Origin of the sequence: Streptomyces sp. ISL-100 (genome assembly GCF_018614615.1) — a bacterium.
GTDB lineage: Bacteria > Actinomycetota > Actinomycetes > Streptomycetales > Streptomycetaceae > Streptomyces.
Genome location: NZ_JAGGOK010000007.1, coordinates 1 through 25,193, shown reverse-complemented (window position 1 = coordinate 25,193; position 25,193 = coordinate 1). Strand labels below are relative to the sequence as shown.

General features: G+C 63.1%; 28 protein-coding genes and 1 pseudogene. 27 read left to right on the top strand and 2 right to left on the bottom strand.

Annotated features, from left to right (window positions below; genetic code table 11):
• The first annotated feature begins 70 nt into the window (after positions 1 to 70).
• The 16 genes and pseudogenes from mycP (J7E89_RS04210) (at position 71) to J7E89_RS04140 (ending at position 14,171) form a co-directional block, all read left to right on the top strand.
• Positions 71 to 1,342, top strand: a complete 1,272-nt coding sequence (mycP, locus tag J7E89_RS04210; protein WP_214968482.1) for a type VII secretion-associated serine protease mycosin — start codon at positions 71 to 73, stop codon at positions 1,340 to 1,342.
• A 62-nt stretch (positions 1,343 to 1,404) separates the two neighbouring features.
• Positions 1,405 to 1,755 (top strand): hypothetical protein, encoded by a 351-nt coding sequence (locus J7E89_RS04205; protein WP_214968479.1) that lies wholly within the window; start codon positions 1,405 to 1,407, stop codon positions 1,753 to 1,755.
• A gap of 35 nt (positions 1,756 to 1,790) precedes the next feature.
• The gene (locus J7E89_RS04200) at positions 1,791 to 3,350 is read left to right on the top strand and encodes a hypothetical protein (RefSeq protein WP_214968477.1); all 1,560 of its coding nucleotides are present in this window, start codon (positions 1,791 to 1,793) and stop codon (positions 3,348 to 3,350) included.
• An 89-nt stretch (positions 3,351 to 3,439) separates the two neighbouring features.
• Positions 3,440 to 4,771, top strand: coding sequence for a type VII secretion-associated serine protease mycosin (gene mycP, locus J7E89_RS04195; protein ID WP_214968475.1), 1,332 nt, complete (start codon positions 3,440 to 3,442; stop codon positions 4,769 to 4,771).
• A 203-nt stretch (positions 4,772 to 4,974) separates the two neighbouring features.
• Positions 4,975 to 5,310: a hypothetical protein gene (locus J7E89_RS04190; RefSeq protein ID WP_308315325.1), complete on the top strand. Its 336-nt coding sequence runs from the start codon at positions 4,975 to 4,977 to the stop codon at positions 5,308 to 5,310.
• Positions 5,310 to 6,464 carry a WXG100 family type VII secretion target gene (locus J7E89_RS04185; protein ID WP_214968472.1) on the top strand — a complete coding sequence of 385 codons (1,155 nt, stop codon included), beginning with the start codon at positions 5,310 to 5,312 and terminating at the stop codon, positions 6,462 to 6,464. Before J7E89_RS04190 ends, J7E89_RS04185 begins: the two co-directional genes overlap by 1 nt.
• Positions 6,461 to 7,813: a hypothetical protein gene (locus J7E89_RS04180; protein ID WP_214968470.1), complete on the top strand. Its 1,353-nt coding sequence runs from the start codon at positions 6,461 to 6,463 to the stop codon at positions 7,811 to 7,813. Before J7E89_RS04185 ends, J7E89_RS04180 begins: the two co-directional genes overlap by 4 nt.
• Positions 7,814 to 8,409: 596 nt before the next feature.
• Entirely contained in the window at positions 8,410 to 8,748 is a 339-nt protein-coding gene (locus J7E89_RS04175; RefSeq protein ID WP_214968468.1) for a hypothetical protein, read from the top strand.
• An 89-nt stretch (positions 8,749 to 8,837) separates the two neighbouring features.
• Positions 8,838 to 10,172: a type VII secretion-associated serine protease mycosin gene (gene mycP / locus J7E89_RS04170; RefSeq protein ID WP_251060090.1), complete on the top strand. Its 1,335-nt coding sequence runs from the start codon at positions 8,838 to 8,840 to the stop codon at positions 10,170 to 10,172.
• A gap of 144 nt (positions 10,173 to 10,316) precedes the next feature.
• Positions 10,317 to 10,655, top strand: a complete 339-nt coding sequence (locus J7E89_RS04165) for a hypothetical protein (RefSeq protein WP_308315324.1) — start codon at positions 10,317 to 10,319, stop codon at positions 10,653 to 10,655.
• Positions 10,652 to 10,915: pseudogene (locus J7E89_RS42290) on the top strand (WXG100 family type VII secretion target); the annotation flags it as partial. The gene J7E89_RS04165 and the pseudogene J7E89_RS42290, both read left to right, overlap by 4 nt.
• 16 nt (positions 10,916 to 10,931) lie before the next feature.
• Positions 10,932 to 11,690, top strand: coding sequence for a hypothetical protein (locus J7E89_RS40565; RefSeq protein WP_251060089.1), 759 nt, complete (start codon positions 10,932 to 10,934; stop codon positions 11,688 to 11,690).
• A gap of 216 nt (positions 11,691 to 11,906) precedes the next feature.
• Positions 11,907 to 13,166 carry a hypothetical protein gene (locus J7E89_RS04155; RefSeq protein ID WP_214968461.1) on the top strand — a complete coding sequence of 420 codons (1,260 nt, stop codon included), beginning with the start codon at positions 11,907 to 11,909 and terminating at the stop codon, positions 13,164 to 13,166.
• A gap of 128 nt (positions 13,167 to 13,294) precedes the next feature.
• Positions 13,295 to 13,597, top strand: a complete 303-nt coding sequence (locus J7E89_RS04150) for a hypothetical protein (RefSeq protein ID WP_214968459.1) — start codon at positions 13,295 to 13,297, stop codon at positions 13,595 to 13,597.
• Positions 13,598 to 13,628: 31 nt separating this feature from the next.
• Entirely contained in the window at positions 13,629 to 13,886 is a 258-nt protein-coding gene (locus J7E89_RS04145) for a hypothetical protein (protein ID WP_214968456.1), read from the top strand.
• 93 nt (positions 13,887 to 13,979) lie between these two features.
• Positions 13,980 to 14,171: a hypothetical protein gene (locus tag J7E89_RS04140; protein WP_214968454.1), complete on the top strand. Its 192-nt coding sequence runs from the start codon at positions 13,980 to 13,982 to the stop codon at positions 14,169 to 14,171.
• An 83-nt stretch (positions 14,172 to 14,254) separates the two neighbouring features.
• On the opposite strand, the gene J7E89_RS04135 is transcribed toward J7E89_RS04140, so the two are convergent.
• Positions 14,255 to 14,665 carry an ATP-binding protein gene (locus J7E89_RS04135; protein ID WP_214968452.1) on the bottom strand — a complete coding sequence of 137 codons (411 nt, stop codon included), beginning with the start codon at positions 14,663 to 14,665 and terminating at the stop codon, positions 14,255 to 14,257.
• A gap of 234 nt (positions 14,666 to 14,899) precedes the next feature.
• On the opposite strand from J7E89_RS04135, the gene J7E89_RS04130 reads away from it, so the two are divergent.
• The 10 genes from J7E89_RS04130 to J7E89_RS04085 all read left to right on the top strand — a co-directional run bounded on the left by J7E89_RS04130 (position 14,900) and on the right by J7E89_RS04085 (position 23,495).
• Positions 14,900 to 15,805: a helix-turn-helix transcriptional regulator gene (locus J7E89_RS04130; protein WP_308315323.1), complete on the top strand. Its 906-nt coding sequence runs from the start codon at positions 14,900 to 14,902 to the stop codon at positions 15,803 to 15,805.
• Complete coding sequence (locus J7E89_RS04125) at positions 15,784 to 15,969, top strand: DUF397 domain-containing protein (protein ID WP_214968450.1); 186 nt, start codon at positions 15,784 to 15,786, stop codon at positions 15,967 to 15,969. Before J7E89_RS04130 ends, J7E89_RS04125 begins: the two co-directional genes overlap by 22 nt.
• Positions 15,970 to 16,538: 569 nt before the next feature.
• Positions 16,539 to 16,805: a hypothetical protein gene (locus J7E89_RS04120; RefSeq protein WP_214968448.1), complete on the top strand. Its 267-nt coding sequence runs from the start codon at positions 16,539 to 16,541 to the stop codon at positions 16,803 to 16,805.
• A 482-nt stretch (positions 16,806 to 17,287) separates the two neighbouring features.
• Entirely contained in the window at positions 17,288 to 18,289 is a 1,002-nt protein-coding gene (locus tag J7E89_RS04115; RefSeq protein WP_214968446.1) for a hypothetical protein, read from the top strand.
• Positions 18,279 to 18,494, top strand: a complete 216-nt coding sequence (locus J7E89_RS04110; RefSeq protein ID WP_214968444.1) for a hypothetical protein — start codon at positions 18,279 to 18,281, stop codon at positions 18,492 to 18,494. The genes J7E89_RS04115 and J7E89_RS04110 overlap by 11 nt, the downstream gene beginning before the upstream one ends.
• A 198-nt stretch (positions 18,495 to 18,692) precedes the next feature.
• Positions 18,693 to 19,685: a type VII secretion-associated serine protease mycosin gene (gene mycP / locus J7E89_RS04105; RefSeq protein WP_251060088.1), complete on the top strand. Its 993-nt coding sequence runs from the start codon at positions 18,693 to 18,695 to the stop codon at positions 19,683 to 19,685.
• 380 nt (positions 19,686 to 20,065) lie between these two features.
• Positions 20,066 to 20,356, top strand: coding sequence for a hypothetical protein (locus J7E89_RS04100; RefSeq protein ID WP_214968442.1), 291 nt, complete (start codon positions 20,066 to 20,068; stop codon positions 20,354 to 20,356).
• Positions 20,357 to 20,382: 26 nt separating this feature from the next.
• Positions 20,383 to 21,615 (top strand): putative T7SS-secreted protein, encoded by a 1,233-nt coding sequence (locus tag J7E89_RS04095; RefSeq protein WP_251060087.1) that lies wholly within the window; start codon positions 20,383 to 20,385, stop codon positions 21,613 to 21,615.
• A 41-nt stretch (positions 21,616 to 21,656) separates the two neighbouring features.
• A complete protein-coding gene (locus J7E89_RS04090; protein ID WP_214968437.1) occupies positions 21,657 to 22,340 on the top strand; it encodes a hypothetical protein in 684 nt (227 codons plus the stop codon).
• Between the two features lie 39 nt (positions 22,341 to 22,379).
• Entirely contained in the window at positions 22,380 to 23,495 is a 1,116-nt protein-coding gene (locus tag J7E89_RS04085; RefSeq protein ID WP_214968435.1) for a hypothetical protein, read from the top strand.
• Positions 23,496 to 23,514: 19 nt separating this feature from the next.
• On the opposite strand, the gene J7E89_RS04080 is transcribed toward J7E89_RS04085, so the two are convergent.
• The gene (locus J7E89_RS04080; RefSeq protein WP_308315327.1) at positions 23,515 to 24,123 is read right to left on the bottom strand and encodes an IS5 family transposase; all 609 of its coding nucleotides are present in this window, start codon (positions 24,121 to 24,123) and stop codon (positions 23,515 to 23,517) included.
• A gap of 443 nt (positions 24,124 to 24,566) precedes the next feature.
• Between J7E89_RS04080 and J7E89_RS04075 the strand changes: the two genes are divergently transcribed.
• Positions 24,567 to 25,193: reverse transcriptase domain-containing protein (locus J7E89_RS04075; RefSeq protein ID WP_251060086.1), on the top strand; the 627-nt coding region annotated here is incomplete at its 3' end.

Below are 25,193 nucleotides of genomic sequence, written 5' to 3'. Positions count from 1 at the left end.
CCACTTCCGCACAACAGCTAGAGCAGCTAGAGCTTCATCATCGAAGCAAAGAAGCCTGGGGAGCCTGAACATGGGGGTCCTGACACCCCGTCCGCGCACGCGCACGAGTGGAACCCGCGCACTGCAGCGGGCATTTGGCGTACTCGCGGTCACCGGGGTGTGTCTCACGACCGCCCCGCCGACGGCCGCCGCCACTCCGACGCGCCTCGCCGGCTCCGACACTCCGTCCTTCGGACTGTCCTCGAGCTCCGAGTGCACGTTCGGCGGCGAAATCATAAAGTCCACGCCGTGGTCGCTCCAGCGCGTACTCCTGGACCAACTGCGCGCGCAGGCGAAGGGCAAGAACGTCACGGTCGCCGTGATCGACACCGGCGTAGACGACTCGAATCCCCAACTGCGCGGCGCAATGGCCGCGGGCGGCAAGAACTACGTCGGCAAGGGCGACGGCACGGATGACCTCGAGGGCCACGGCACCCGGGTCGCGGGCATCATCGCGGCCCGCGTGATCCCGGACACCGGCTTCGCGGGCATAGCCCCGGAAGCCAAGATCCTTTCTCTGCGCTACACGGGCGGGGAGGAGAAGCAGGGCAACTCGAGGACCATGTCAGCGGCGATCCGTGACGCGGTCGCCAAGGGCGCGGACATCATCAACATCTCCTCGGACACGGCGAAGAAGCAGGACAACCCGGAGCTGCGAAACGCCGTGGCGTCGGCCGTGGAGAAGGGCGCCCTGATCGTCGCGGCATCCGGCAACGACGGCGCCAACGGCAAGTCCGCGAACACGTACCCCGCGTCGTACCCAGGGGTCCTGGCGGTGGCGGCCTCGGACCGTAACGACGAGCGAGCCTTCTTCTCGCAGGCGGGCGACTTCGTGGACGTGGCGGCCCCCGGCGTCGGCATGGTCTCGACCGTTCCGAAGGGCGGCCAGTGCGCGGCGGACGGCACGAGCTTCGCGGCGCCGTACGTGGCGGGCGTAGCGGCGCTGCTGAAGGAAAAGCACCCGGACTGGTCGGCGGCCCAGATCACCACCCGCATCCAGGAATCCGCCAACCGCCCCGGCCGCGGCCCGAACCGCTACCTGGGCTGGGGCGTAGTAGACCCAGTAGCCGCCCTCTCGGACGACTCCACCCCCGGCACCCGTCCCAAAGAAGACCCAAAGGTGGCACCGGGCTCAGGCGCGGTCATCCCCATGGCGGTAACGATGGGCGAAACAGAAGCGGAACAGGAAAGCCGGATCGCGATGTACGTGGTGGGGGCGGGCATGCTGCTGGTTCTTTTGGTGGGGGGCAGCGGCGTGGCGGTACGGGACTGGCAGAGCAAGCGGGCTGGACAGTCAAGGTAGTTCAGGGCACTTGAGCGCGAGCAGGCGCTGGAAATTAGAAAACAGGGGAGAGGACACGGGGTATGAGTGACGGAATGCGGGTGGACTTGAGCGCTCTGGATGAGGTCATCCGGAAGCTCTGGGCGCTTCTCGACGACATGGACAAGGCCGGCGGCAAGGTGCAGTACTCGACAAACGTCCCGAGCAGTGCGTTCGGCAACGAAAAATTCAAGGAATCGAACGACCTCTTTCTGGCCCACGAGCAGATGAAGACCAAGATCGAGGGCATGGTCAAGGGGCTGCACGGCCTGATCGACGACTTCGGGAAGAGCGCCTCGAAGGTCCGGGACAAGTACAACGAGCAGGAGCATGCCAATAAGCACGGCATGGGCGGCGGCTCGGGTCCCGCCAAGAACAACGACCTCGGCGCGTAACTTAATTTCAGGCACACCGGTCACTGACGGAGGGGATGATCGAGATGGGCATCGTCATGCCACCGCCCACGCCTGCGCAGCAAGAAGCGCAGCAGAAGGCGACAGAGAAGCGTCTGAAGGACGAACACGACGAGAAGCTCGAAGAGCACGAAAATGGCGGTAGGGGGTATGACCGGAGCAAGTTCAAGACGAATTTCATGGAAGAAGGTATTCCTGAGCTGCGTCGGATGATCCTTGACTCGGACCCGGACTCCATCCTTGAAGCCAGCCTGAGCTGGAAGCAGGTCCACAACATCCTCTCCGGCGGAGATGGTGACGGCGCCAGAGGCGGTGTTGACGCGGTCTCGGCCAAGGACAGCGTGGCCGGCATGATGCAGTCGGCTGTCGATAACGTCATGGAGCACTGGGAGGGCGACGCGGCCCGGGCGTTCCAGAGGAGGGCGGCTCAGATTGGCCAGGACATCAGGAATGGTGCCAGCCATGCCAACCTCACCGCGACGCAGCTGGATGCAGTGCAGAAGGACTTGCGCAAGGCGAAGGAGAAGATGAGGGACGTCAAGGTTCCCTCGGGCTGGGACAGCTTCTGTAACAGGATGGGGGACACCGGGGGCAGGGACACGACCCTGCTGGACGAAGACGTCAAGAAGGGCGTCGACGCCAAGGCTGCAGCGAAGGCGAACGAGGAAATGCTCTCAGCGGGCAAGGAGGCGCAGCTGCAGGGCGTTGCTGTGATGGAGGAGTTGGCAGCCAACTACCAGGTCTATTCCAAGAACCTGAGGAGTGGGTCCGTCAACGACCCGAAGGACCCCTTCAAGCCGCCAAGCAACGATGTGACGATGCCTCCCCCCATCACCATGCCAACTCCTTCGGGAAGTGGACCAGGTGCGGCGGGTGCAGCTCCAAAGCCGTGGAGCGCTGGCAGCACCAGCAAGATTGGCACAGCTCCCCAGATTCCCCGCGCTAAGGGAATCACGGGAGGTGCACAGCTCCCGCCCTCGACCGGCACCAACGTGGACAGCATCAAGCCCGGCCTGACTGGACCTGGCCTTAGCCCGGGTCCCGTCAGTGGCGGTGGCGGCGGCGGTGGAGGTGGCAGCACAGGCCCAGGCCTTATCGCCCCCGGCGGCTCGCAAGGTGGTATCCGCCCGGCCGGTGGTCGCGGCGGGATCAGCCCCGTTAGTGGCCGTGGCGGTCGAGTTGGCGTCCCGAGTGGCGCCGGAGGCACGGGCCGCGTCGGAGGCCGACCCGGCATGGGCGGCATGGGCGGTGGCGCCGGAGCTGGCGCGGCCGGCCGTGCAGGCGCCGGTGCTGGTGGCCGTGGAGCCCTCGCCAAGGCTCGTGGCGGCGTAGTCGGCGCGGCCAAGGGCATTGCCGGCGCGGGCGCCGGCGGCGGCGCGGGCCTGCACGGTAGCCGTGGCGGAACCCAGCGCGGCGGCATGCCGGGTGGCATGGCTGGAGGCATGGGCGGCCGCAATGGTCGTCGCCAAGGAGACGAGAATGAGCGGGGCGACCGTCCCGACTACCTTGTCGAGGACGAAGAGACCTGGATCTCGGAAGAGGACCGCAACCGGAACGTGCCGCGCAACATCGAGTAGGCACACACGAGTGAGCCGCACGGAACGTCCGTGCGGCTTGCGTGTATGAAGGCTGGCGTAACCAGTCGTAGTTGAGTGAGGAGCAAGGAATGGGTGTCAAGCGAGTCTGGTCCACGGCAGGAGTCGTGGCGCTGACAGGAGCCTTGCTCCTCACTTCGGCCCCCGTGGCCTCAGCGGATTACATTCGTGACCAGCAGTGGACGTTGGGCGTGTTCAGTTCAGAGAAGGTCTGGGCCGAATCTCAAGGGCAGGGTGTCACTGTTGCTGTCGTCGACACAGGAGTGGACGCTAGTCATCCTGACGTGACTGGGCAAGTATTGGCGGGCAAGGACTTCACTGGCGATGAAGACCCTCATAGTGACGAGGGTGGGCACGGTACGGGGATGGCGAGCCTTATTGCTGGTCACGGCCATGGGGAGAATAATTCCGCTGGCGTGATGGGCCTTGCGCCTAAGGCAAAGATCTTGCCAGTGCGGGTTATGCGCACAGGCAAGGGAGATGTAATCGATGAACGTCGCTGGGCGGCTGGGATTCGTTATGCGGTAGACCAGGGGGCGTCGGTCATAAACCTTTCGTTCATTGATGAGCATGCCTATCCAGGGACCGATGCGGCAAAAGCGATTGCGTATGCACAGGAGCGCGATGTCGTGGTTGTAGCCGGTGCAGGTAATGACGGGGAAGCGAAGGTGAGCACCCCCGCCGCATTGCCTGGAGTGGTTGCCGTAGGCGCTGTCGACCGATCGCTAGATTTTTGGGATAAGTCCAACTTCGGGAAGGGGATGACGCTGACTGCCCCGGGGGAGAAAAATCTAACCGCCGATCCCACACGCTCCGGCGGTTATGCAGAAACGGCCGGCACCTCGGACTCGACAGCGTTTGTCTCAGCCACCGCCGCCCTAGTGCGCTCCAAGTATCCCGATCTCACAGCAGGGCAGGTCATTAATCGTCTGATCAAGTCGGCGACACTCCTGAAGCATGACGTCAAGAAGGTGCCTGACGAGGAGTTTGGCTACGGCATCCTCCGTCCCTACCAGGCGCTCACAATGAACATCCCCAAGGGCCCCAAGGAGGGCCCTCTGGCCAAGGCCCCTTCGTCCACGTCCTCGAAGGCTGGCAGCGCTTCCGAGAGCGACGACAGCACGACGAGCCAGGCCAAGAAAAGGAAGAAGACCTCTTCCGGCGGCATCCTGGTCATCGCCGGTATCGCAGCCGTAGTAGTCATCGGTGGCATCGTCTTCGCGCTAATCCGCAGTCGCAGCAACCGAGGTAGCGGCGGCCCCGGTGGAACTTACCCTCAGGGCATGGGTTACCCGAACCAGCCCCCGTACCCGGCGGCCCAGCAGCCGCACACCACTGCGGCACCGGGACAAGCGCAGACCTCGAGCCCTTACGGCCAACAGCCCCCTCCCCACGGCCAGTAGGTGAAACGCGGCCTGGCAGACCGATCTCCTGGTGGGAGGTCCGGCCAGGTCACGGACATCACCTCCACCAGAGCCGATCGCAGCCGGCTCCGGCTGTCTAACCTCCATGCCTAACCCTCCTTTATGCCAGGGCTAATAGCTAGCCGGGACATGCGTTTCCCCCCACACACGTGCGCAACCGATATGGAATGAGGCCTTGGCAAGTGGCTGACGACGCACCCTTTTACGCGGACGATGCGGGTAGAAAGCTGGCTCGCAAGTTCGAGATGCAGGCGTATGACCTGCGCGCCTACCTGAAGAAGTTCAAGAATGAGACGGGAGAAGAAGCCATTTCTGACGGCTTCGGCTTCCTGACAGAGTCAGACGATGTTAGATCCGCCTACATCGAGTACTCAACGAGCGCCGCCGATGCTATGAAGGCTGTCCATGAACATCTGGACGCCATAGCCGATGCTTTGAGGAAGGTCAATCGCAACACTGAAGTGAACGACGACGATGTGGCAGCGCTTTTCGGGAAGAAGAGCGACGGGGGTAAGTAATGAGCGGGAAAGAGACTGGAGCCGAGGAGCTTGTCGAACTCGGAATTGAACTCGTCAATCCTGGCGGCAGGCCGGATGAGCTAAGGCAGGCAGCCAAAGCGTGGCGGCAGCTTAAATCCGAAGTTTCTGGTGCCGAGGGCCTCCTCAAAGCCTTGAATGCAAACGTCGAGGACACCGTTGGGGACACTTGGCGTGGTCCCGCTGCTGAAGCTTTCAAGAAGCATTGGCGCGAGTTCAAGGCGGCCGTCGAAGAGGCAACGGAACAGTATGACGACATTGCCAAACAGCTTGATGAAGTAGCCGACGAGATCGAGACAGTCAACGATGAGATCCATGCGATCTATATCGAGATTGGTGTTTCGATCGGTGTAGGTGTGGCCCTGTCATTCGTGACGCTTGGCGTTGGAGCCGGCGCTGCAGCAGCAAATGTGACTCGGCTTGCAGCTCAGGCTATACGGATCTCTCAACGCCTGGGCGCGCTTCTCCAACGTATCGCCACCGCTATCCGCGCGTACCAGCGGGCAGGGAAGTTGACAAAGCTGGGGGGGAGCTTCGTCATCAACTGGGTCGGCAACACAGGAGGCACCGTACTCGGCTCGGTGGCTTCTGGCGGGGACGTTGACCTCAAGGAGGCGGTGTGGCAGGGAGGCCTCGCGGCGGCGATTGGGACTCCTGTGGGTGCTGGGGCGGCGAGCAAGGCCGCGTCCAAGTTGGATGACATCGGCGCGTCCGCGTTCCAAAAGAATATGGGGGAGAACATCGCGGCTGGCGTCGCTGGCAACGTTGCCGGCGGGGTCGGTGTTGACGCTCATACCGCCCTAACCACCGATGAGGATCCGGATTGGCTTAAGAACGGTCTGGTCAATGCCGGAGGCGGTCTCCTGGGAGGGGCAACCGTAGGTGGAATAGGTCACCATCGACAGGACATGATAGACCGTCCCGCCAACCCCAACTTCAATTACCCGTTCGCCAGGCCAAGCGCGGATACTCCAAGCATGGGCGCCGAGGGGCCCGCTGGCGCGGTTGGTGCTGGCATCGCTGGAGTAGGCGGAGAGGTTCTTGGTCCGGATGAGCAAGAGAGCCCGAAGAAGGAGACTGAACCGCAGTCGCCGTTTGCTCGCCAGCAGCGCAGTATCCGGGAGGACTTCGGATGAGCGGTAAGTCTCGCGCTCTGGCAGTCTGCTTGGGCATTGCCGGTCTGGGAACCGTGGCCGCGGTCTTCTGCGTGTGGGCTCAACCCTCGGTCCCGCTGCCGCGGTGGGATCTGGCCATCTCACTTTCTCTGGCCCTGGCTGGTGTTGGGGGATGTTTGGTCATTGTTCGCCGTGGTCCTCATCCGGATTCGGATGGGCTGGGAACCAGCAAGTACTGGTGGCCGGCTCAGCGTAATGGGCTGCTGGGCTTCGTTCTCTGGGTGTGGATCATTCCTGTGTTCTTCGTGGCCAGTGCAGCACTTACTCCCTCACCGCAAGCATGGGAGATCGTCGATGCCGGGCACACGATTCGCACGGTTGAAGTTGAGAAGGTCCTGGCTTCGAGGTGGGTTCAAAGCAACAGGTCAGGCCATTACTCCACCGAGGTTCAAGTCTCGGCGCCGTTCGGCGAGGGATCCAGAACTGTCGAGAACAGGTTTAGTTCGAAATCACCGGTGAGAGTCGGTGACCAGGTTTGGGTCCTTTATGCCCCGTCTTCATCCGCTCTGGGTGCGCTGATCGATGATGATCGAGGTTCCCTCGAGACGGAGACCGGAGGACCGGCGGAGGCTTCGGTGGTGTTCGCGGCCATCGGCTGGGCTGCCTTTTGTTGGGTGCTCAATCTGCTGGGGAGCGTGCGACCCGGACCTACTAACACCATCAAGCGTGCACTCGTGGCGGGACGAGTCCGCGTTCTCTCTGTGGTCGTTGACCATGTGGGTGTACGGGTCGACGAACGTCCGTCGAAGAGCTCCACGACGAAACTGCTCAAGCCGTGTGTGCGTTTGGTGTTGGCCGACGGCCGCCACCTGGATCTGTACCTGGACCAGGTCATTGAACCTGAGCCGCTGGGTCGTTTGCTTGCCGGCGCCCAAGCGAACCTCTACTGGAGGCCGCCGGTTCAGAAACTTCCGTATGGGGCATCGGTTGGTTATGCGGTGCTGGTGTTGAGTGATCAACGCTGTGTCCAGGGATGGGTCGAAACCGCTGATGGTTCCAATCTGCCGCAGGGATTGCTAGTGCCCGCAAGCGAGCAACTGCCGGAAGGAAGCGAACTGCGCGCCATTCGACCGTTTCCTGTGTGGGACCCGGCGTTGCATTCCCCCGGCCTGTGGGCGCTGCTGATCAGCTTGCTGGCTTTGGTGATTACCTCCCTCGGTGTAGGGAGCTTCGCGACAGTTGTCTTGGCTGCTGTCGCGTACGTGTCGCCCATCATTGCCCGCAGTGTTTTCAGGAGCCGTCTCACGAGCCGCCTGCAGAGTTTGGGCCCTGACAAGAATCGGCACGACGCTGCGCCGCAGAGCCGTTGAGCCCTCCATCGAACGGGGCTAGTTGTACGCCCAGCGACGGCACGCGGCCGTCGCTGGGTGGCAACTGGCTCAATTGGCAAGGACTTTGGCTGGTGTTTCGACAAGCGAACTCCCGTGATCTACAGGGCATCTCGCGTGATCCGGACGTGGTGTGCACTCTTGGGGTTCATGTCAGCCGCATCAGTTTTCGCCCCGTGGATGTTTCAAACGACCCTGGCGCTGTGGCAGGAAATAATTCTGCTCGCTCTTGGCCGTGCCCTCGCCTGCCAGGCACCGGTTCCTTGCCGCCCCTCCTTTCCAGCCAGGTCGGTACCGGCGACAGCGGCCGTACCGCCGCCCACTCCGCTCACTCATGTCCGAGGGGTACCGATGCTGCCGCGCGGGGTGGTCAGCCGCATTGTCGAACTGGCGAGCGAGAAGATCGCACGACGAGGACGCCGAGTTGGACCCGACGGACATGACCGAGTGGAAATGCGACACAAGGGCCTCCTGGTGCTGCTCGGTTCGCGCGTTCCAGGCGGCTTTTGCCAAGAACGCCAAGGCGTCCTGACACGTCATGGTGCGAAGGCGTGGCGGGATACCGGGCCGGGGCTGGCTTGCCCAGGGGCCGGAGGCCGACCCGGCATTGGCGGTGGCGCCGGAGCTGGCGCGGCTGGCCGTGGTGGCGTTGGTACTGGTGGGCGTCTCGGGCCCTCGCCAAGGCTCGCGGCGGCGTAGTCGGCGCGGCCAAGGGCATTACCGGCAAGGGAGCCGGCGGCGGCGCGGGCCTGCACGGGAGCCGCGGCGGCATGGCCGGAGGCATGGGCGGTCGCAACGGCCGTCGCTCCGGGGACGAGAATGAGCGGGGCGAGCGTCCCGACTACCTGGTCGAGGACGAAGAGACCTGGATCTCCGAAGAGGACCGTAACCGGAACGTACCGCGCAACATCGAGTAGTGCACACGAGCGAGCCGCACGGATTTTCCGTGCGGCTCGCCTGTATGAAGACTGGCGGAACCAGTCGAAGTTGAGTGAGGAGCAAGGAAATGGGTGCCAAGCGAGTCTGGTCCACGACGGGAGTTGTGGCGTTGACAGGAGCTTTGCTCCTCACCTCAGCCCCGACAGCCTCGGCTGACTATGTTCGGGACCAACAGTGGGTCTTGGATGTGTTCGGGATGCAGGATGTTTGGGCTGAGTCCAAGGGGGAGGGCGTTACCGTCGCTGTCGTCGATTCCGGTGTTGATGCCAGTCATCCAGATCTGGCGGGCCAAGTCCTCGAAGGCAGGGACTTTACCGGCGGCGGAAATGCCCATGAGGATGAATTTGGGCATGGGACCGGCATGGCAAGTATCATCGCTGCGCATGGTCATGGCGCGAACAACGCCTCGGGCATGATGGGGTTTGCGCCAAAGGCAAAAATCTTGCCACTGCGGACAATGCAGAGTCAGGATGGCAAGAACGCGGATGAGACCTGGGCCGCTGCGGTTCGATATGCGGTCGATAAGGGCGTCAAGGTAATTAATCTTTCTTTCAGTAATGACGGCGGCAAGACGCTGAGCGTCGGTCGTGAAGCAATCGCATATGCGCAAGCGCGCGACGTCGTAGTTGTTGCTGGTGCTGGAAATGATGGATCAATTGCCATCGATGATCCGGCGGCACTTCCTGGTGTTGTTGCAGTCGGTGCCGTAGATAAAAAAGCAAACCGTTGGAATGTTTCCAATACCGGAAAGGGGCTTACTCTCATGGCTCCTGGTGTGGAAAATCTCTCTGCGAATAGTACCCGCTCGCAGGGATACAGCCTGTCTGACGGAACCTCGAACGCAACAGCCTACGTATCAGCCACCGCCGCCCTGGTTCGCGCGAAGTACCCGGATCTCACCGCAGGCCAAGTCATCAATCGCCTCATCAAGTCGACAACCTTCGCCCACCACAAGGGCTTGAAGGCACCCGACGAGGACTACGGCTACGGAATCGTCAGCCCCTACAAGGCGCTCACGATGGACATCCCGAAGGGTCCCAAGGAGGGCCCCTTGGGCGCCCTCCCCTCGGACGCAGCGTCAAAGTCCGCAGGCAATGAGGGTCCGGGGCAAGCCGCCGAGGAGAAGTCCGCTACACGTAGCATGTTGCCCCTCATCGCAGGAGGCGTCGCAGCCGTCCTAGTCATCGGCGGCATCATCTTCGCGGTCATGCGCAGCCGCGGAAACCGCGGCAACGGCGGACCCGATTCCGGTGGCCCCAACGGCGGAGCTTCCCCCCACGGCATGGGCTACCCGAACCAGCCGCCGTACCCGACGGCCCAGCAGCCGTACCCCACCGCTCCTCCGGGACAGGCCCAGGACCCCCACCCTTACGCTCAAAGGCCTCCACACCAAGGTCAATAGGCGGAACAGAGTTGCCTGGCCTGAACCTCGTATTGGTATCCGGGCCGGTGGCCGCCCAGGCCTAAATCTCCTACGTGCCAGGGCTAAGAGCCGGGACATGAGTTTCCCCCACGTGTGCAACCGATATGGAATGAGGCATTGCAAGTGGCTGACGACGCACCGTTTTACGCGGACGATGCGGGTAGAAAACTGGCTCGCAAATTCGAAATGCAGGCATATGACCTGCGGGCCCACCTGAAGAAGTTCAAGGCCGAGACAGGAGAAGAAGCCATCACCGACGGCTTTGGCATCCTGACGGAATCCGAGGAGGTGACGTCCGCTTACATTGACTATTCCACGGATGCTGCCGATGTCGTGAAGCTTGTGCATGAGCATCTGGATGCCATAGCTGATGCTCTCAGAAAAGTAAACCGCAACACTGAAGTGACGGATGACGATGTTGCAGTGCTTTTCGGCAAGAAGAGCGATGAGGGCAAGCGATGAGTGGAAAAGAATCAGTAGCCGAGGAGATCGTCGAGGCCGGATTTGAGATCGTTAATCCGGGCGGTAGGCCGGAAGAGCTAAGGCAGGCAGCCAAGGCGTGGCGTCAACTGCAGTCTGACGTTGAGGGCCAACTCAAAGCCCTGGATAGAAACGTTGAAGATACAGTGGGGGACACATGGCGTGGTCCCGCGGCTGAAGCCTTCAAGAAGTATTGGCTTGAGTTCAAGGCATCCGTCAAAAAGTCGACGGAGCAGTACGACGAAGTAGCTAAAGGCCTTGACGAAGCAGCGGATGCCATCGAGCAGTGCAACGATGAAAATTCATGCAATCTATGTAGAAATCGGTGTCTCGGTCGGGGTGGGCGTAGCTCTCTCCTTTGTTACATTCGGCTTCGGTGGTGCAGTCGCTGCAGCTAACGCAACCCGACTGGCCGCCCAAGCCATTCGCATCGCGGGGCGCCTCGGGGGAATCCTGCGCCGCATTGGTACAGCCTTCAGAAGGCTCCGTGAGCTGGCGAGGACGCACAAATTTATCACGAACGTGGCTATCAACACCGCAGGAAATACAGGCGGGTCGATCGCGGGTGCGGCGTGGAGCGGGGGGTCCCCCAGCGGTGAGGATCTGAAGGAGGCGGCCTGGCAGGGCGCACTCGGGGCGGTAGTGGGAACAGGGCCGGGACTCAAGGCGGCGAGTATGTTCTCGGGGAAAGTCGCGTCCGGGGCGGCTGGCGGCATCGTAGGCAACGTCACGGGCGGGCTGGGTGTTGACGGCGTCAGACTGGCGACGGGCGACATTCCGTTTACCGGGGAGGGCGCGAAGGAGGTGGGGGCGGATGCCCTCGTCAACGTCATTGGCGGCGGCATCGGCGGAGCGGCTGTAGGAGGGGCCGGCCACCTCAACCGGCCGACAGAAGGCCTGCAAGTGCCCGAGAATTTCACGCCGGCGCCAGAGCGGACGGGGTCCCAGCTGGGCGATCGATGCGCCGCTTGGTGCGGTTGGAGCTGGCATCCCCGGAGCGGGCAAAGAAGTGGTTGAGCAGAGCATGGATGACTCTGCCGACAAGGAGTCCTCGAAGGAGGATTCCTCGAAGAACGACACTCAGACGCGGGCCCAGCCGTCGCCGCGGCAGCGCAGCATTAGGGATGACTTCGGATGAGAAAGAGACGCCATGTTGTGAGGGTTGCCCTCACACTGGTCGGTCTGGGGCTACTGGCTGTAGTCGTACGAGCGTTGGCGGAACCTTCCGCGCCGATGCCCAGGTGGGATCTGCTCGTCTGCCTTGGGGTATCAGCGGTTGGCGTTGCTGGTTGCCTCGCCGTTTTGCGGCGCGGCCCATTCCCGCAGCCGGGCGCATTGGTGGCTCGCCGGTTCTGGTGGCCTGAGCAGCGCAGCGCATGGATGTTCTTTGGGCTGTTTGCATGGCTCATGCCTGTGTTCCTCTTGCTCTACGCGTCGATGTCGTACTCGCCGGAGGCCTGGCGGATTGTTGACGCAGGTCACACGATTCGCGCGGTGGAAGTCCAGCAGGTGATGTCTTCGGAGTACGTCAAGAACCAGCGCACCCGCAACGGCCACTACGTCACCGAGGTCCAGGTCCTCGTGCCCTTCGACAGCGGTAATGAGCCTGAGGAGGGCAAGGTCTTCTCGGAAACCCCTGTTGAGCCCGGCGACCAGGTGTGGGCTCTCTACGCCCCCTCCTCGGCAAGCCCTGGGGCGATCGTCGCGGGCGACCGGGGTTCTCTGGAGGAGAAGACCGGGGCATCGGCGGGAGCGCCGTTGGTGCTCCTGACGCTGGGGTGGACCGCCGGTTGTCTGCTGCTCGCGCTCGGAGGCGGAGGGCTTGCCGGTGCTACTCGGAGGTTCAGGCCCGCCCTGAGGAAGGGGCGTTCCCGCTGTCTCTTGGTCACCGTGGTAGAAGCGGGCGTGGCCCTGGACGAAAGACCTCCGAAGGGATCGGTGCCGAACCGGCCAAAGCCGGTTCTGCGGCTTGAGGCGGCGCATGGAGAGCGTCTGGACCTCTTCACTGACAGGGTCGTTGATCCTGTTGACCTGGCCCGGCGCATCGTCGGCAGCCGGGCGAAGCTCTATTGGGGGCCCGGGGCTCAAGTGGAACGCCACGCTGCCTCGGCCGCCCATGCGGTACTGGTCGTGGAGGGAGAGGGATACATCAATGGCTGGGCGGAGACCAGTGATGGCTCCGGTCTTCCTGAAGGCTCGCCGGTACCTGCGGCCAAGCAACTTCCTGAAGGGCGCGAACTGCGAGCGCTCCGTACGTACCCTGTGTGGCACCCTGCACTGCACTCCGCCGGCCTCTGGGCATTGCTGATCAGCCTGCTGGCCCTGGCGATCACTGCTATCGGCGTAAGTAATGTCTGGACGTTGGTCCTGGCCGCCGTTGCATTCCTGTCGCCTGCGGTCGCGTGGATGGTGACCGCAAGCCGTCGAACACGGCACTTGGAGAACCTTCTGCCGGATGTGGAGCCCACCACCGACCCGGCGGGAAGCCGATGAGTGGGCTGGCGACGGCCTCCGAAGGCGAAGCGACCCTGGCCTGAGGGGGCTGTCCCTGTAGCGGGTGCCTTGAGTACCGATCGTTTGTACGTTCCTGCCGCGACGTCAAGCACACGATGGCGTTGGCCGTGCAGCTAAAGGCCGACGCGGACGCCGATTGGTCCAAGATCATGCGGGCGATCAACCCCCTGCAGAGGAAGGGCCGGACGGGGGCGATCTGGACGGGGGCGATGGAGAAGGGTGCCTGGTTCGCCGGTGACCCTGAATTCGGTGGAGTGATCGCGGTGCCTGGGGGCGGGGACCTCATGACGCTGGAGCGGGACCGGCGGACGCCCGTTGAGGCGTACCTGGAGATCGCCCGCGACAAGGACCGAATGGCGCGGGACAAGAGGGCTGGTATCGGCAGCTTGAGTGGGGGCCGTAGCGCGTGAGAACGTCTGCTGAACCCGAGGACGAGGAGTTGTGCGCGTGCAGTCCGGTGCCTCTGTCCCCCTCCCCTTGGCCGAGTGCGCCTTCGACGATCCCGCCACCCGGCAGGCGTTTGAGGGTCCGACGCAGTGCTCGCGTCAGCCTCTTGATCAGAGTGGCGTGTTCCTGGCCCTGCTCATCGTGGCGAAGGCATTCACGGAAGAGGAGACACACCTCGTCTCGGGCACTGCATCCTTCCTGCTGATACCTGCTGCCTTCTTGCTGGCGGGGCCGGCCAAGGCGCTGCGTTGACTGCGTGCTGTCGAGAGTGTTCTGAAGTCCCGCCCCTGGAGGTACTGCACTGCGGTCAGCAGGTCAGACGTGAAAGTCGGTGCGAGGGCTGCCGTGCAACTCAGGCTCGGTGTCGGGGGCAGCGACGAGGACTGGACGCCGGTCCTCGCCGCGCGTACGTGGCGTCGGCGCAAGCGCTGGTCGGGAGAGTTCGAGCACGGAGCCTGGTTCGCGGGCAACCCGGACCGCGGTGGCGTCCTCGCTCTGCCGGGCGGGCACGGACTGATGACCCTGCATCGGCAGTGAGCGCACGGTGTGAGACCTACTGTAATCGAGAAGAAGCCGAGGATGATGTACGGCGTATAGCCCCCCGTCGCGGTTCGCCAGCTCTACGCGCACCCTTTCAGCTCCAGCTCCGCCCAAACGGTCTTGCCAACCGTGAGCGCCTCCACGTCCCAACGCGCCGCGAGCGCATGGACGATGACGAGCCCGCGCCCGAACTGGTCCTCACGCTCGGCAGAGCGGGGAACCGGTCTGCGCTCACCCTTCGGATCGGTGACGGCGATCCGTAAGACCGACTCGGACAGGGCCGCCTCCACGCGGAATAGCCGGTCCCTCAGGCAGCCGTGGAGCAGGGCGTTCGTTACTAGCTCGCTGGTCACGAGGGCCGCGTCCCCGGCGACTTCAGGATGTCCCCATTCACCGGCCAGCCACGCGATCCGCCTGCGGGCGGTGGGGACGGACTCCAGCCGGGGCGAGTAAGTAACCACGTCGTAGCGGGCGTTGGCTGATGCCTCCATGCACACGCACCTCCTTGTGCGAGCGGGCCGCGAGGCGGTGGCATGCCGCGCCCGCGCAGGCGGAGCGATGCACTTCCGCCAACTGGCTCCGCTGTGCGAGCGGTGGAGTACTGACGGTAGCCGCGTCGACACCGAAGGTGCAAGAACTCTCGGAGATATCTATCCCCGAGAGTCGCTTGTCTTGACTCGGAGATCGACTGCACACTGGGTTCAAATCGAGAAAGGTGGTGCGAAGTGGCAGGCGGTCAGACCAGTTTGGGTAACCGGGTGTCGACGGTCCTGGCCCGGAAGCTGGGCGGCGAGCTACTGCGACTACGCGACTCGGCAGGACTGACCCAACCGCAGGCTGCAGCGGCACTGAGTGCTACGGCGGCGAAGGTTGCCAAGATGGAACGGGGCTGGGTGCCGTTCCGGGACCCCGACATCTTGGCTCTCTGCCAGCTGTACGGGGTGGACGACTCGAAGACCGTCGACAGCCTCTTGCATATCGCGAAGCTCGACCGCGAAAGACGGAAGGCCAAAGGCTGGTGGAAGCACTCCCCAAACGCGGGGGCGCTGGCCGAGTACATTGCCATGGAGGACGTGGCCACACGCGTCCGCACCTGGCAGCTGTCGTTGGTTCCCGGACTGTTTCAAACTGCGGAGTACGCACGTGCACTCGCCGTGAGCGACGGCGTATGGGAGGACCCGGACGACATCGAGCGCATCGTCGCGGTCAGGATAAAGCGGCAAGCCCGCCTGACTGGCGAGACGCCCCTGCAGGTGCACGCTGTGATCTGGGAGGCGGCGCTGCGGCAACTAGTCGGCGGCCCGGAGGTCATGCGAGCCCAGCTCGATCACCTGCTGGATATGGCCGAACTCCCCAACATCCATGTTCAGGTGCTGCCCTTCCGGGCCGGTGGATACCCCTGTATCGGCGGGGCCTTCAACATCGTCTCGTTCGCCGAAGCTGGTGCCGTGGACGTGGTTCATGTGGACACCATTGCCTCTACGGTATGGGTGGAGGACACGAACGAAGGCGCGGCGTACGGCACGTTCTTCGACCGTACGGCCAGGCTCAGCCTGTCGCCGCACGACTCCGAGCTACTCATCGACAGCATTGGCAAGGGGAAGCAGGCGTGGCCCGGTTCGAGTTTGTGAAGTCCAGCTACAGCACGTCCGCCGGCGAATGTGTCGAGGTTGCCACGAACATCCCAGGCACCATCGCGGTACGGGACTCCAAGGACCCGGATGGCGAGATACTCCGCTTCGGCACGGCTGCATGGCAAGCATTCGCATTTCAGGCGCACGGAATCTTCAATTGACGAGCCTGCCCGAGGCCCGTGCCGTCGAACTGGTGCTGCAGCACAACTACAAGGGGTGAAGCCCAAGGTCGTACGGGCCAAGACGCTGGACAGCGGCGCTGAGCCACCAGCCTCAACGACGGATTCAGCCGGTGGCACTGCCCATCGGTCCCTGGGGTGGTGGGCGCCTCGGAGCGCGTGGGCGCCTTGGCTGGGATCGCGCGCACGGTCCCGTCGTATACGCGTTCGTCGGCATCCGACGCCGTGGTCGTACACACGAGTCGTCGCAATGTCCGTAAGGGGCGATCGCTCCCGCTGTCCTGCTGGTGATGAGCTTCGTTGTGGCGTTCGCCACCGCCATGTCACCGGCGCGGACAAGGTGGTGAGAGTTCTGGAGAGAAGTGCAGAGATACGCGGCAGTGTTCGCCTGGCTGTTGATCTACGCAGGTTTCGCGGTCTTCGGGTTCCGCGGTGCCGGGAAGGGCCGTAACGACAGGGTGAGCTGCCCAGAACCCGAACCCCTACAGGACACAACCCCCGCACCAGGGCCAGTAGGCCCGGGTTCCCTGCGCGGGTCTGATGTCGGTGGCGTGCTGAAGTGGGGCGGGCTCGCCGGCGTCGCGGTCTGCCTGTTGCTCCGGTACATCGAACCCGCCTCGGGATGGGACGTGCTGGCCTACATCGGCGTGGCCCTGCTCGGGCCGCTGATCTCCTGGGCCCCCACGCGGCGGAAGCGGGCGGCATCGCGGGACGTGCCGGAGGCGGCGGCGCCGACCTCGCCGACCGGGTTCCTGCCGCACGGGGACTGGCGGCCTGACCGTACGCAGCGGCAGCGGCTCAGTGTCTTGCCCGGATAGTCGGCCTGGGGGCTCTCCGGGTTGGGCGCCCGGCATGGTGCCCTCAGCCGGACGGCACCCTGCCGGGCAGGGGTGGACGGGCTTAGTCGATCACGATTCCTGCACGGAAGTCGCACGAGGGTTGTACGCCCTGCGTTAGTGAAGGCCATAGGGTGTTGTGTGATTAACGGGGAGGGTGTAAGCGGAAGTTGCGGGTGGTGCGTGGCGCCGACTCGTATTTGTAACTCCGTTGCGGGTCGGCCGAGATGCTGACCCGCCCTTGTGTGCGGACTGCCGCGCCTCGCGCCCCTCACCAGAAGCACTGTGTGAGATGGGAGTCATGTCTTATTCGACGCCGCTGGAGGCCCAGGGAGTGCGGGCCCTTATGGGGCGCCGGTGCAGCAGCCAAGTTGGCAGCCACCTCTGCCGCCACCACCGCCGCACAACTCCGGTGGTGGCAAGGGGCTGAAGGGGCTGTCATTGGCCTCCTGAACCTGGCTGTCGTGGCTGTGCTCGGCGTCGGCGGACTCGCCCTTTTCAAGGCCGTGGGCGGAAATTCAATGAACGGCGCCGAGGGCGGAGTCCCCGATGCCGACCAGGTGCTGAGCCAGGAGGACATCGGCACGTTGCTCGACGGCCGGACGACGGCGCTGAAAAGCGGTGACGAGGACGAGTGCCTCGCTCCCTTTGCCGGTAAGGCGAAAGAGACCCAGCGAAAGCTGTTTCGCAATCTTCGCAAGGTTCCTTTCGCGGAAGCCAAGTACAAGGTCATCCTGCAGACAGGGGATGGAACCAACGAATACGGGTCCGATGTGAAGCTTGCGCTCGACGTCGCGTTCGTCCATCAGGTCGAGGGGGTTGACGTACACCCGGTGTCCGAGTGGTACCGATGGACGGTGGAACGGCAGTCCGAGGCAGCGGAGCCGCGCATCACAGAAGTGGGTGGCTCGCCTTCCGCGTGCGGCAGTGCCTCCGCGGTCTACTACCCAGCCCCCTGGGACATTTACGACGATATGTACGTGAAGCGTCAGCCCCACACCGTCACGATCGCGGCCAAGAAGAACGCCGCAGACGCGAGCCGTTTCGCCCCGATCATCGAGCAGGGCGCCAAGACTGATCTGGAGCTGTGGGAGTCGAAGGGGCCCTCGGTGGCCAACACGCCGAAGGGCTTCCTCGTAGTACTCGAGCCCGACCGCAAAACGTACGCGAAGCTCTACAACAGCGCGGGCGAAGACATCGGATGGGATGCCGAGCGATACGGCGGTGAGAAGGACGAGCTCGAATTCGGCGGCGCGCGCATCAAGATGGACGCCTCGTCGGGTCGCTTTACCTCACCCTCGTGGCAGTGCGATGTGGCGGACATCTCGCGTCATGAGGTAGCTCATGCTCTGGTCCAGCCAGATCGGGACGTGGTGTGCACTCTTGGGGTTCGTGGCAGCCGCATCAGTTTTCGTCCTGTGGATGTTTCAAACGAACCCGACGCTGTGGCAGCAAATGATTGGTAAGGGGACCGGCGGCGGCGCGGGCCTGCACGGCAGCCGGGGCGGTACGCAGCGCGGTGGCATGGCTGGAGGCATGGGCGGTCGCAGCGGCCGTTGCGCAGGAGAAGAGAATGAGCGGGGCGATCGTCCCGACTACCTGGTCGAGGACGAAGAGACCTGGGTGTCGGAAGAGGACCGTAACCGGAACGTGCCGCGGAACATCGAGTAGGCACACGAGCGAGCCACACGGAAAGCTGTCGTCGGTTCGTACGCGAAGGCTGGCGTAACCAGTCGCAGTTGAGTGAGGAGCAAGGAATTGGGTGCCAAGCGAGTCTGGTCCACGGCTGGAGTCGTGGCGTTGACGGGAGCTTTGCTCCTCACTTCAGCCCCGGCGGCTTCAGCGGATCACATCCGGGATCGGCAGTGGATGCTCGATCAATTCAGCGTAGAAGAGGTCTGGGCTCAATCTCAAGGCCAAGGTGTCACAGTCGCGGTTGTCGACACAGGAGTGGATGGCAGTCACCCGGACCTCACTGGACAAGTCTTGGCGGGAAAAGATTTCACCGGTAACGGAAATGCGCAGGAAGACGTGTACGGCCACGGTACCTCCATGGCAAGCCTCATCGCTGGGCACGGTCATGGCTCGGGCAATGGCTCGGGGGTAATGGGGCTGGCACCCAAGGCTAAGATCCTGCCGTTGCGTTACGGCACAACGAAAGACGACAAATTTCCCGAAAAGCGTTGGGCAGCCGCAGTTAAGTACGCGGTTGATCACGGCGCATCGGTAGTGAACATGTCCTTGAGTAAGACCTTCGGCCTCACCGGACGTGAAGGTGAGGAAGCCCTCGCGTACGCACAGGCTCACGATGTAATCGTGGTTGCAAGCACTGGAAACGATGGCCTGGGTGTCGACGACCCCGCCGCACTTCCCGGTGTGGTGGCAGTAAGCGCCATCGACAAGGATGGCGAGTTCTGGTACGGGTCAAATGCCGGTAAAGAGGTAGTTCTTAGTGCCCCGGGCGTCGACATTGTGGGCGCGGATCCGACCAAATCGAACGGGTACGCCAACGGGACCGGCACCTCAGCATCTGCTGCCTACGTCTCGGCTGCAGCGGCGCTAGTCCGATCTAAGTTTCCTAACCTCACGGCCGGTCAGGTAATAAACCGTCTGATCAAGTCAGCAACGCTGCTTGATCATAAGGTGGAAAAAGTACCCGATGAGGAGTACGGATACGGAATGATCCGCCCATACTCGGCGCTCACGATGGACATCCCGAAGGGCCCCAGCAAGGCCCTCTCGGCAAGATCTCGTTGCCTGCCCCTCCCCCGAGTTCCGGGGAGGGGCAGGATAGCGGGTCCCCGGCGAAGAAGATTTTCTCCTCCGGCAGCATCATTGTCATCGCCAGCATCGCAGCGGTAGTTGTCGTAGTCGGCATCGTCTTCGCGCTAGTCCGTAGCCGCCGCAACCGCAGTGACGGCGGCGGAGCTTCCCCAGGGGGCGTGGACTATCCGAACCAACCGCCGTATCCATCGGGCCAGCAGCCTTACCACACCGCCGCTCCGGGTCAGTCTCCGCACAATCCCAGCGGGAATCCCTACGGGCAACAGCCGCCGTACCAGGAGCAGTAACGACGTCCTGTCAGTCGAGGTATTGTCCGAGCCCTTATTCGCGTCAACGCGACCGGGCCGCAGAGCGGAACGCACAAGGTGGAACGCTGCCAGCGGTTACTACGGTACGTCAGTTTCACACATAGCCCTCAGACCACTTGGCCGTAGGCCATGACCACGGGGAATCGAACGATGAGTTCTGGCTTCCAGATCGACATTCAAGATGCCGAGAAAGCACTTCGCAAGCTGACAGATGCGCCTGAGCGTATGCAGCAGGCGAGAGATCGGCTGAAGAAGGTCGGGCCAAAAACCCTTGGCACTGAGGGGCTCGATCAAGCCTGCGACACTTTCCAAAGTGAGTGGGGCGACGGTATTAAGCAGATCGAGAAGGCTTCCCAGGATATCAAGGACCGTCTTGGGGCGACGATCGATGCTTACAAGGCAGGCGACAAGGCGAACGCTGAAGGCTTCGGCGTGAAGTAGGGGGATCAGATATGACGTGGCGAAGCATGTTCATCGAGGACGACAGTGCGTGGCCTGGCGTCCAGTTCAACCCCGCCAAGGGTGACTTGGAAGCCATTGGCTTTCTGGCCAAGGACGTGGATGCCGTCGGTAAAGAACTTGACGAGCTGGAGCATCTACTGAAGACCGTCGGGGACTCAGACAGCTTCTGGAGGGGGGATGCCGCAGACCGATTCGCCAAAAAGCTTGGTGAACTCCCCAAGTACCTTAAGCAGGGCACTGAGTCGATGCAGGCTTGCGCGAAGGCCCTCCATAGCTGGCAAGGCCAGCTCCAGGACTTTCAGACCAGTGCCGAGCGCATCGAGGCGGAGGCTGTCACTGCCCGTAGAACCGCCGAGCGGTGCGCAGCCCGGTACGACGGGCTTGTCGCCCAGTATCAGGGGCGGATCTTCCCTGAGGATCAGGTCAAGCAGATCAATCGCACGCTTGATGAAGCGCGTGATGATGCTTCTTCGGCAAATGAAAAGCTAGGCGGCTTGATCAGGGAGGCCGAGAGGATCCACGCCCAGTGGAAAGACCGTGCCGGTGAGGCAGAGCGATCCATCCTTAAGGCATCGGAGAACTCTCCCCCGGATCTGTCGTTGTGGGGCCGCATCACGGACGGCCTCAAGGAGGCATGGCGTGATTTCAAAGACTGGCTGGTTGAGAACGCCGACCTGCTGTCGACCATCTCAGCAGGTCTGGCCGCCGCCGCCATGGCTCTCCAGTTCATCCCCGTGGTCGGCAACATCGCCGGGGGCGTGCTCGCCGTCGGTGCTGGGGTATGCGCCGCCGGGGCGATGGCCGGGCACTGGATGGGTAACGCCCGTGGTAACGGCACTCCTGGTTGGAAGGTTGCACTAGATGCCGCCGGAGTATTGCCCTTCGTCGGTGGCGTCACCAAGCTCACCAAGCTCGCCAAGCTCGGCAAGCTCGGCAAGGACGCTACTGCCACCGGGGGTGCGCTGAGCCGATTCGCGGAAGGCACCGCGACGAAACTCAGGGACTCCCTCACCCAAATGCACCTCATCACTAACCCCACTCAAAAGATCCTCGGAAAATTCGGCGCAGAGATGGGCGAAAAGGCCGTGGAGAACTTCAACGCGGCTTCGCAGGGGATCATCAAGGGCGCCAGCTCCGCCTACGGCGCCATCCAGAGAATGGGTGATGACGGTGAGACAACTGTCCAGGCCCCGAAGGCTCCCAGCGGTACCGCGTTCCATGGCGCGTTGGCTGCGTGACTGGAGAAGACTGCGACGGCGGGAAAGTTCCACAGCGGAGAATGATGATGAAAGAGAAACGCGCCGCACGTGCCGAGAAAGTGTCGTCCTGGGCCACGCATTTCAGCAACGGCGAGCAGGTCCGTGGCCTCTTTGCCTTTGGCGACGCAGGCCACTCCCTAATCTCCAACAAGCGTCGGATTGAGATCCTGCATGGCTACGAACGCCCTGGCAGTGGGCTGCGTCGCCTGCTGATCAGCCTCTTGGAGGGATTGGGTGGGCCACCCGCCGGCGAGGACACTCGGCGCCCTACGACTCCAGAAGAGCGCGCGAAACTGCAGCAGAAGTCGACTAAACGAACAATCGGTTGGATCAGGGCCTGCTGGCAGTTCGGCGACTGGGACAGCATCGCTGGCCAGCTGCTCGTCGCGTCCCAACCCAAGTCCCGCAGTCGCTTTGACAGTTATCTTGCCGTCACCCCGACCAAGCTGCTGGTCTTCCACGTCCTCAACGCCACCCGCAGCGCAAACTTCGGAAGTGCTGCCGAGGCCAACTGGACGATCCCCATTCAACAGCTGACCTGGACCCGTGACAGCCGGGACAAGCTCAACGACGGTGGTCTCCAGCTCGGTTTTGCCGATGGCTCCTGGATGACGCTGGTGGCTGCTGCCGTCCACGGCTTCCCCGACTATGGCGAGGTCTTCCCTGAAATCCTCCCCCGTACCCAGCCCATCCCACCAGCTTGACCTGACCCACCGCACAATCTCGCGAGGTGCCCGTCCCGCATGAGCATTCCAGTCGCTCCATCATCCCCTTCGAAGGCCCGAATGGGCTGGCTGATGCCGCCGTTTCTGCTGGAGCTTCCCCTGGAGGCGACCGACGAGGACAACCTGGTCGATGAGGTCTGCGACCGAGCCCGTACGATCCTCGAAGGCCGAAGCCCTGAAGAGCAGGCCCAGTTCGCAGTCGTCCTCTTCCAGCTCACCGTTCAACTGATCGAGCAGGCGAACGCCGTCTACGCGGGAATGGCGTTCCTCGACATCGACGGCCGCACCAGCATGGCCACCATCCTCGTATCCCAAATCACACACGACGGTGACAGCGACGTGGCAGTCTGCTCCCAGACCGAGGACTCTCTCCGCCGCGCCTACCCCGGCGACGACATCCGCATCGTGTTCCTCCCTAGGGTGCCTGCTGTCACGCGCATCGGGGCCGACTCCATCTTCCTATCCGCCGAAATAGCCCCCGACGGACAGGCTCACGCTGTTCCCCGCAACCTCGTCCAGGCGTATGTCCCCATCCCCCATAGCACGGAACTTCTCATCTTCGAACTGAGCACCACTTGCCTAGAAGACTGGGACCTCTACTCCGAACTCTTCGCTGAGATCCTCCGTACCATCGACTACTCCACTGACGAGGACGTTGCCGAGTTCCATCGCCGCGAAGCCCTCGCCTCCGCCCCTAGTGACAGCTTGGGGGACGATATGAGGCAGGACCTCCGTTGGCATTCCAGCCGTGTGCTCGAAGCTTGTGTGGTCCGGGGGCGGTTCATCGAAGACCAGGACTGGATGTCGGGCGCCGCATGCTCGGAGTGCTGGAGCAGAGGACTTCGGTCCTCATGCACAGCGCAGCACCATTGGCGCGTGGGGGACCTCACTGCCAACCAGCTGACCGTTGCTCTGGAGGGTGTGTCGGCCTATTTCACCGACCATGGCTGGAAGTTGGAGGACGGTCGACACGAGGGGCGGGTGCAAGCTCAGCAGGTGGGTCTCTCGGGAGATGGGAGACCGCGGCACTCCATAAGTGTCAATGCCGACATGGGGGAAGGGCATCTCACGATAGAGGTGCAATCGGAGTGCCGTCGGCAGGTTCGCTCAGTTGCGACTTCGGATTTCGGTTAGGCCCTGTGTGATGTCGTGATCAGCGGGATGTTTTCAGGAGGTCGTCGATCCAGATCATCGAGGCGCGGAGGTGGAGGCCTGCGAGGTAGCTTTCGGGTTTCTTGTCGTAGCGAGTTGCGATGCCTCGCCAGGCCTTGAGTTTGTTGATCAGGCGTTCGACGGTGTTCCGTTCCTTGTAGAGCTCGGAGTCATGGGTGACGGGCCGGCCGCCCCGGCTGCCCTTCTTCTTGCGGTTGGCGGCTTGGTCCCTCTTCTCCGGGATCACCGCTTTGATTTGGCGTTTGCGCAGGTAGGCGCGGTTGGCGCGGGAGGAGTAGGCCCTGTCTGCGGCGACCGCGCCGGGGCGGGAACGGGGCCGGCCCTGGGGCTGGCGGACTCGGACACCGGCGAGGACGGGGACGAATTGTGGGCTGTCGGCGGCCTGTCCCGCGGTCAGGACGAGTGACAGGGGGCGGCATCTGCGGTCCGATGCGAGATGGATTTTGCTGGTCTTGTGTCCTGAACATGAAAGGGAGTTGGTAGTAGGACAGCTTCTGGAAAAGGTGCTGTGCGAGAGATGAAGGTTTGGCCCTTCGGAGTCGCCCTGCGGGGGGAGGCTCCAAACCGCCTCATGCTGCGTTGGCTGAATACCGTCGTGGTGAGCGATGAGGAAAAGGCGTCGTGAGAGGCGTCAGGTGGGGACTGGAAAGGCGAACGCAAGTGAATCGCTGCTGACGTGTCGAAAAAGATAAAGGCGGCATCGAAACCGGGGTGTGACCAGAATCCCGGGATGAGCCTGGCGGGTGCCCGTTTATTGGCCAGGTGGTGTCCGGCATGTAGGCGACGCGAGTCCAGTCTGCTGCTTTCGCATGGAACAGGAGAAGGCAGGTCCCGACATGCCCCGCCATGTCGCGGGGGAGAGGGAGTGCCCCAAGTGGCGGACACCGCAAGGGGTCGAGTACCGAAGCGGGACCTGCTGGCGGACCGGTTCGTAGTAGTGACGAAGCCCCTGTAATGAGGGTGGAGCGAAGGGGCCGGGTCGTTCGTGACTGTGTTGATCACATCAACCGGACTGCGTCCGGGAGGAGTGCGATGGGCCAGTTGAAGTCTCAGATCAAGCCGTTTGATATCTCGAAGTGGGAAGTCAAAGAGGCGTGGGAGGAAGTCAGAGCGAACAAGGGCGCGCCCGGTGTGGATGGGCAGAGCATCGAGGACTTCGAGAAGGACCTGAAGAACAATCTGTACAAGGTCTGGAACCGAATGTCATCGGGCTCGTACTTTCCGCCTCCGGTGCGTGCGGTGGAGATCCCCAAGCCGCATGGCGGCGGCACGAGAATGCTCGGTATTCCCGCTGTCGCCGATCGCGTTGCCCAGACCGTGGTGGCCCGGCATCTGATGCGAAGGGTGGATCCGATTTTCCATCCTGACAGCTACGGATACCGGCCCGGACGGTCCGCCTTGGACGCAGTGGAAAGGTGCCGGGAGCGCTGCTGGAAGCGGGACTGGGTGGTGGAATTCGACATCACCAAGTTCTTCGACAGTGTGCCCTGGGACCTGCTGGTCAAGGCGGTGGAAGCTCACACCGACGCCGTTTGGGTGAAATTGTATGTGCGGCGGTGGCTCCATGCGCCGCTCGCCATGCCCGACGGTTCTCTGCTGGAACGGGAGTGTGGAACCCCGCAAGGGGCGCCGATCACGCCCCCAACGCAATGGGTAACT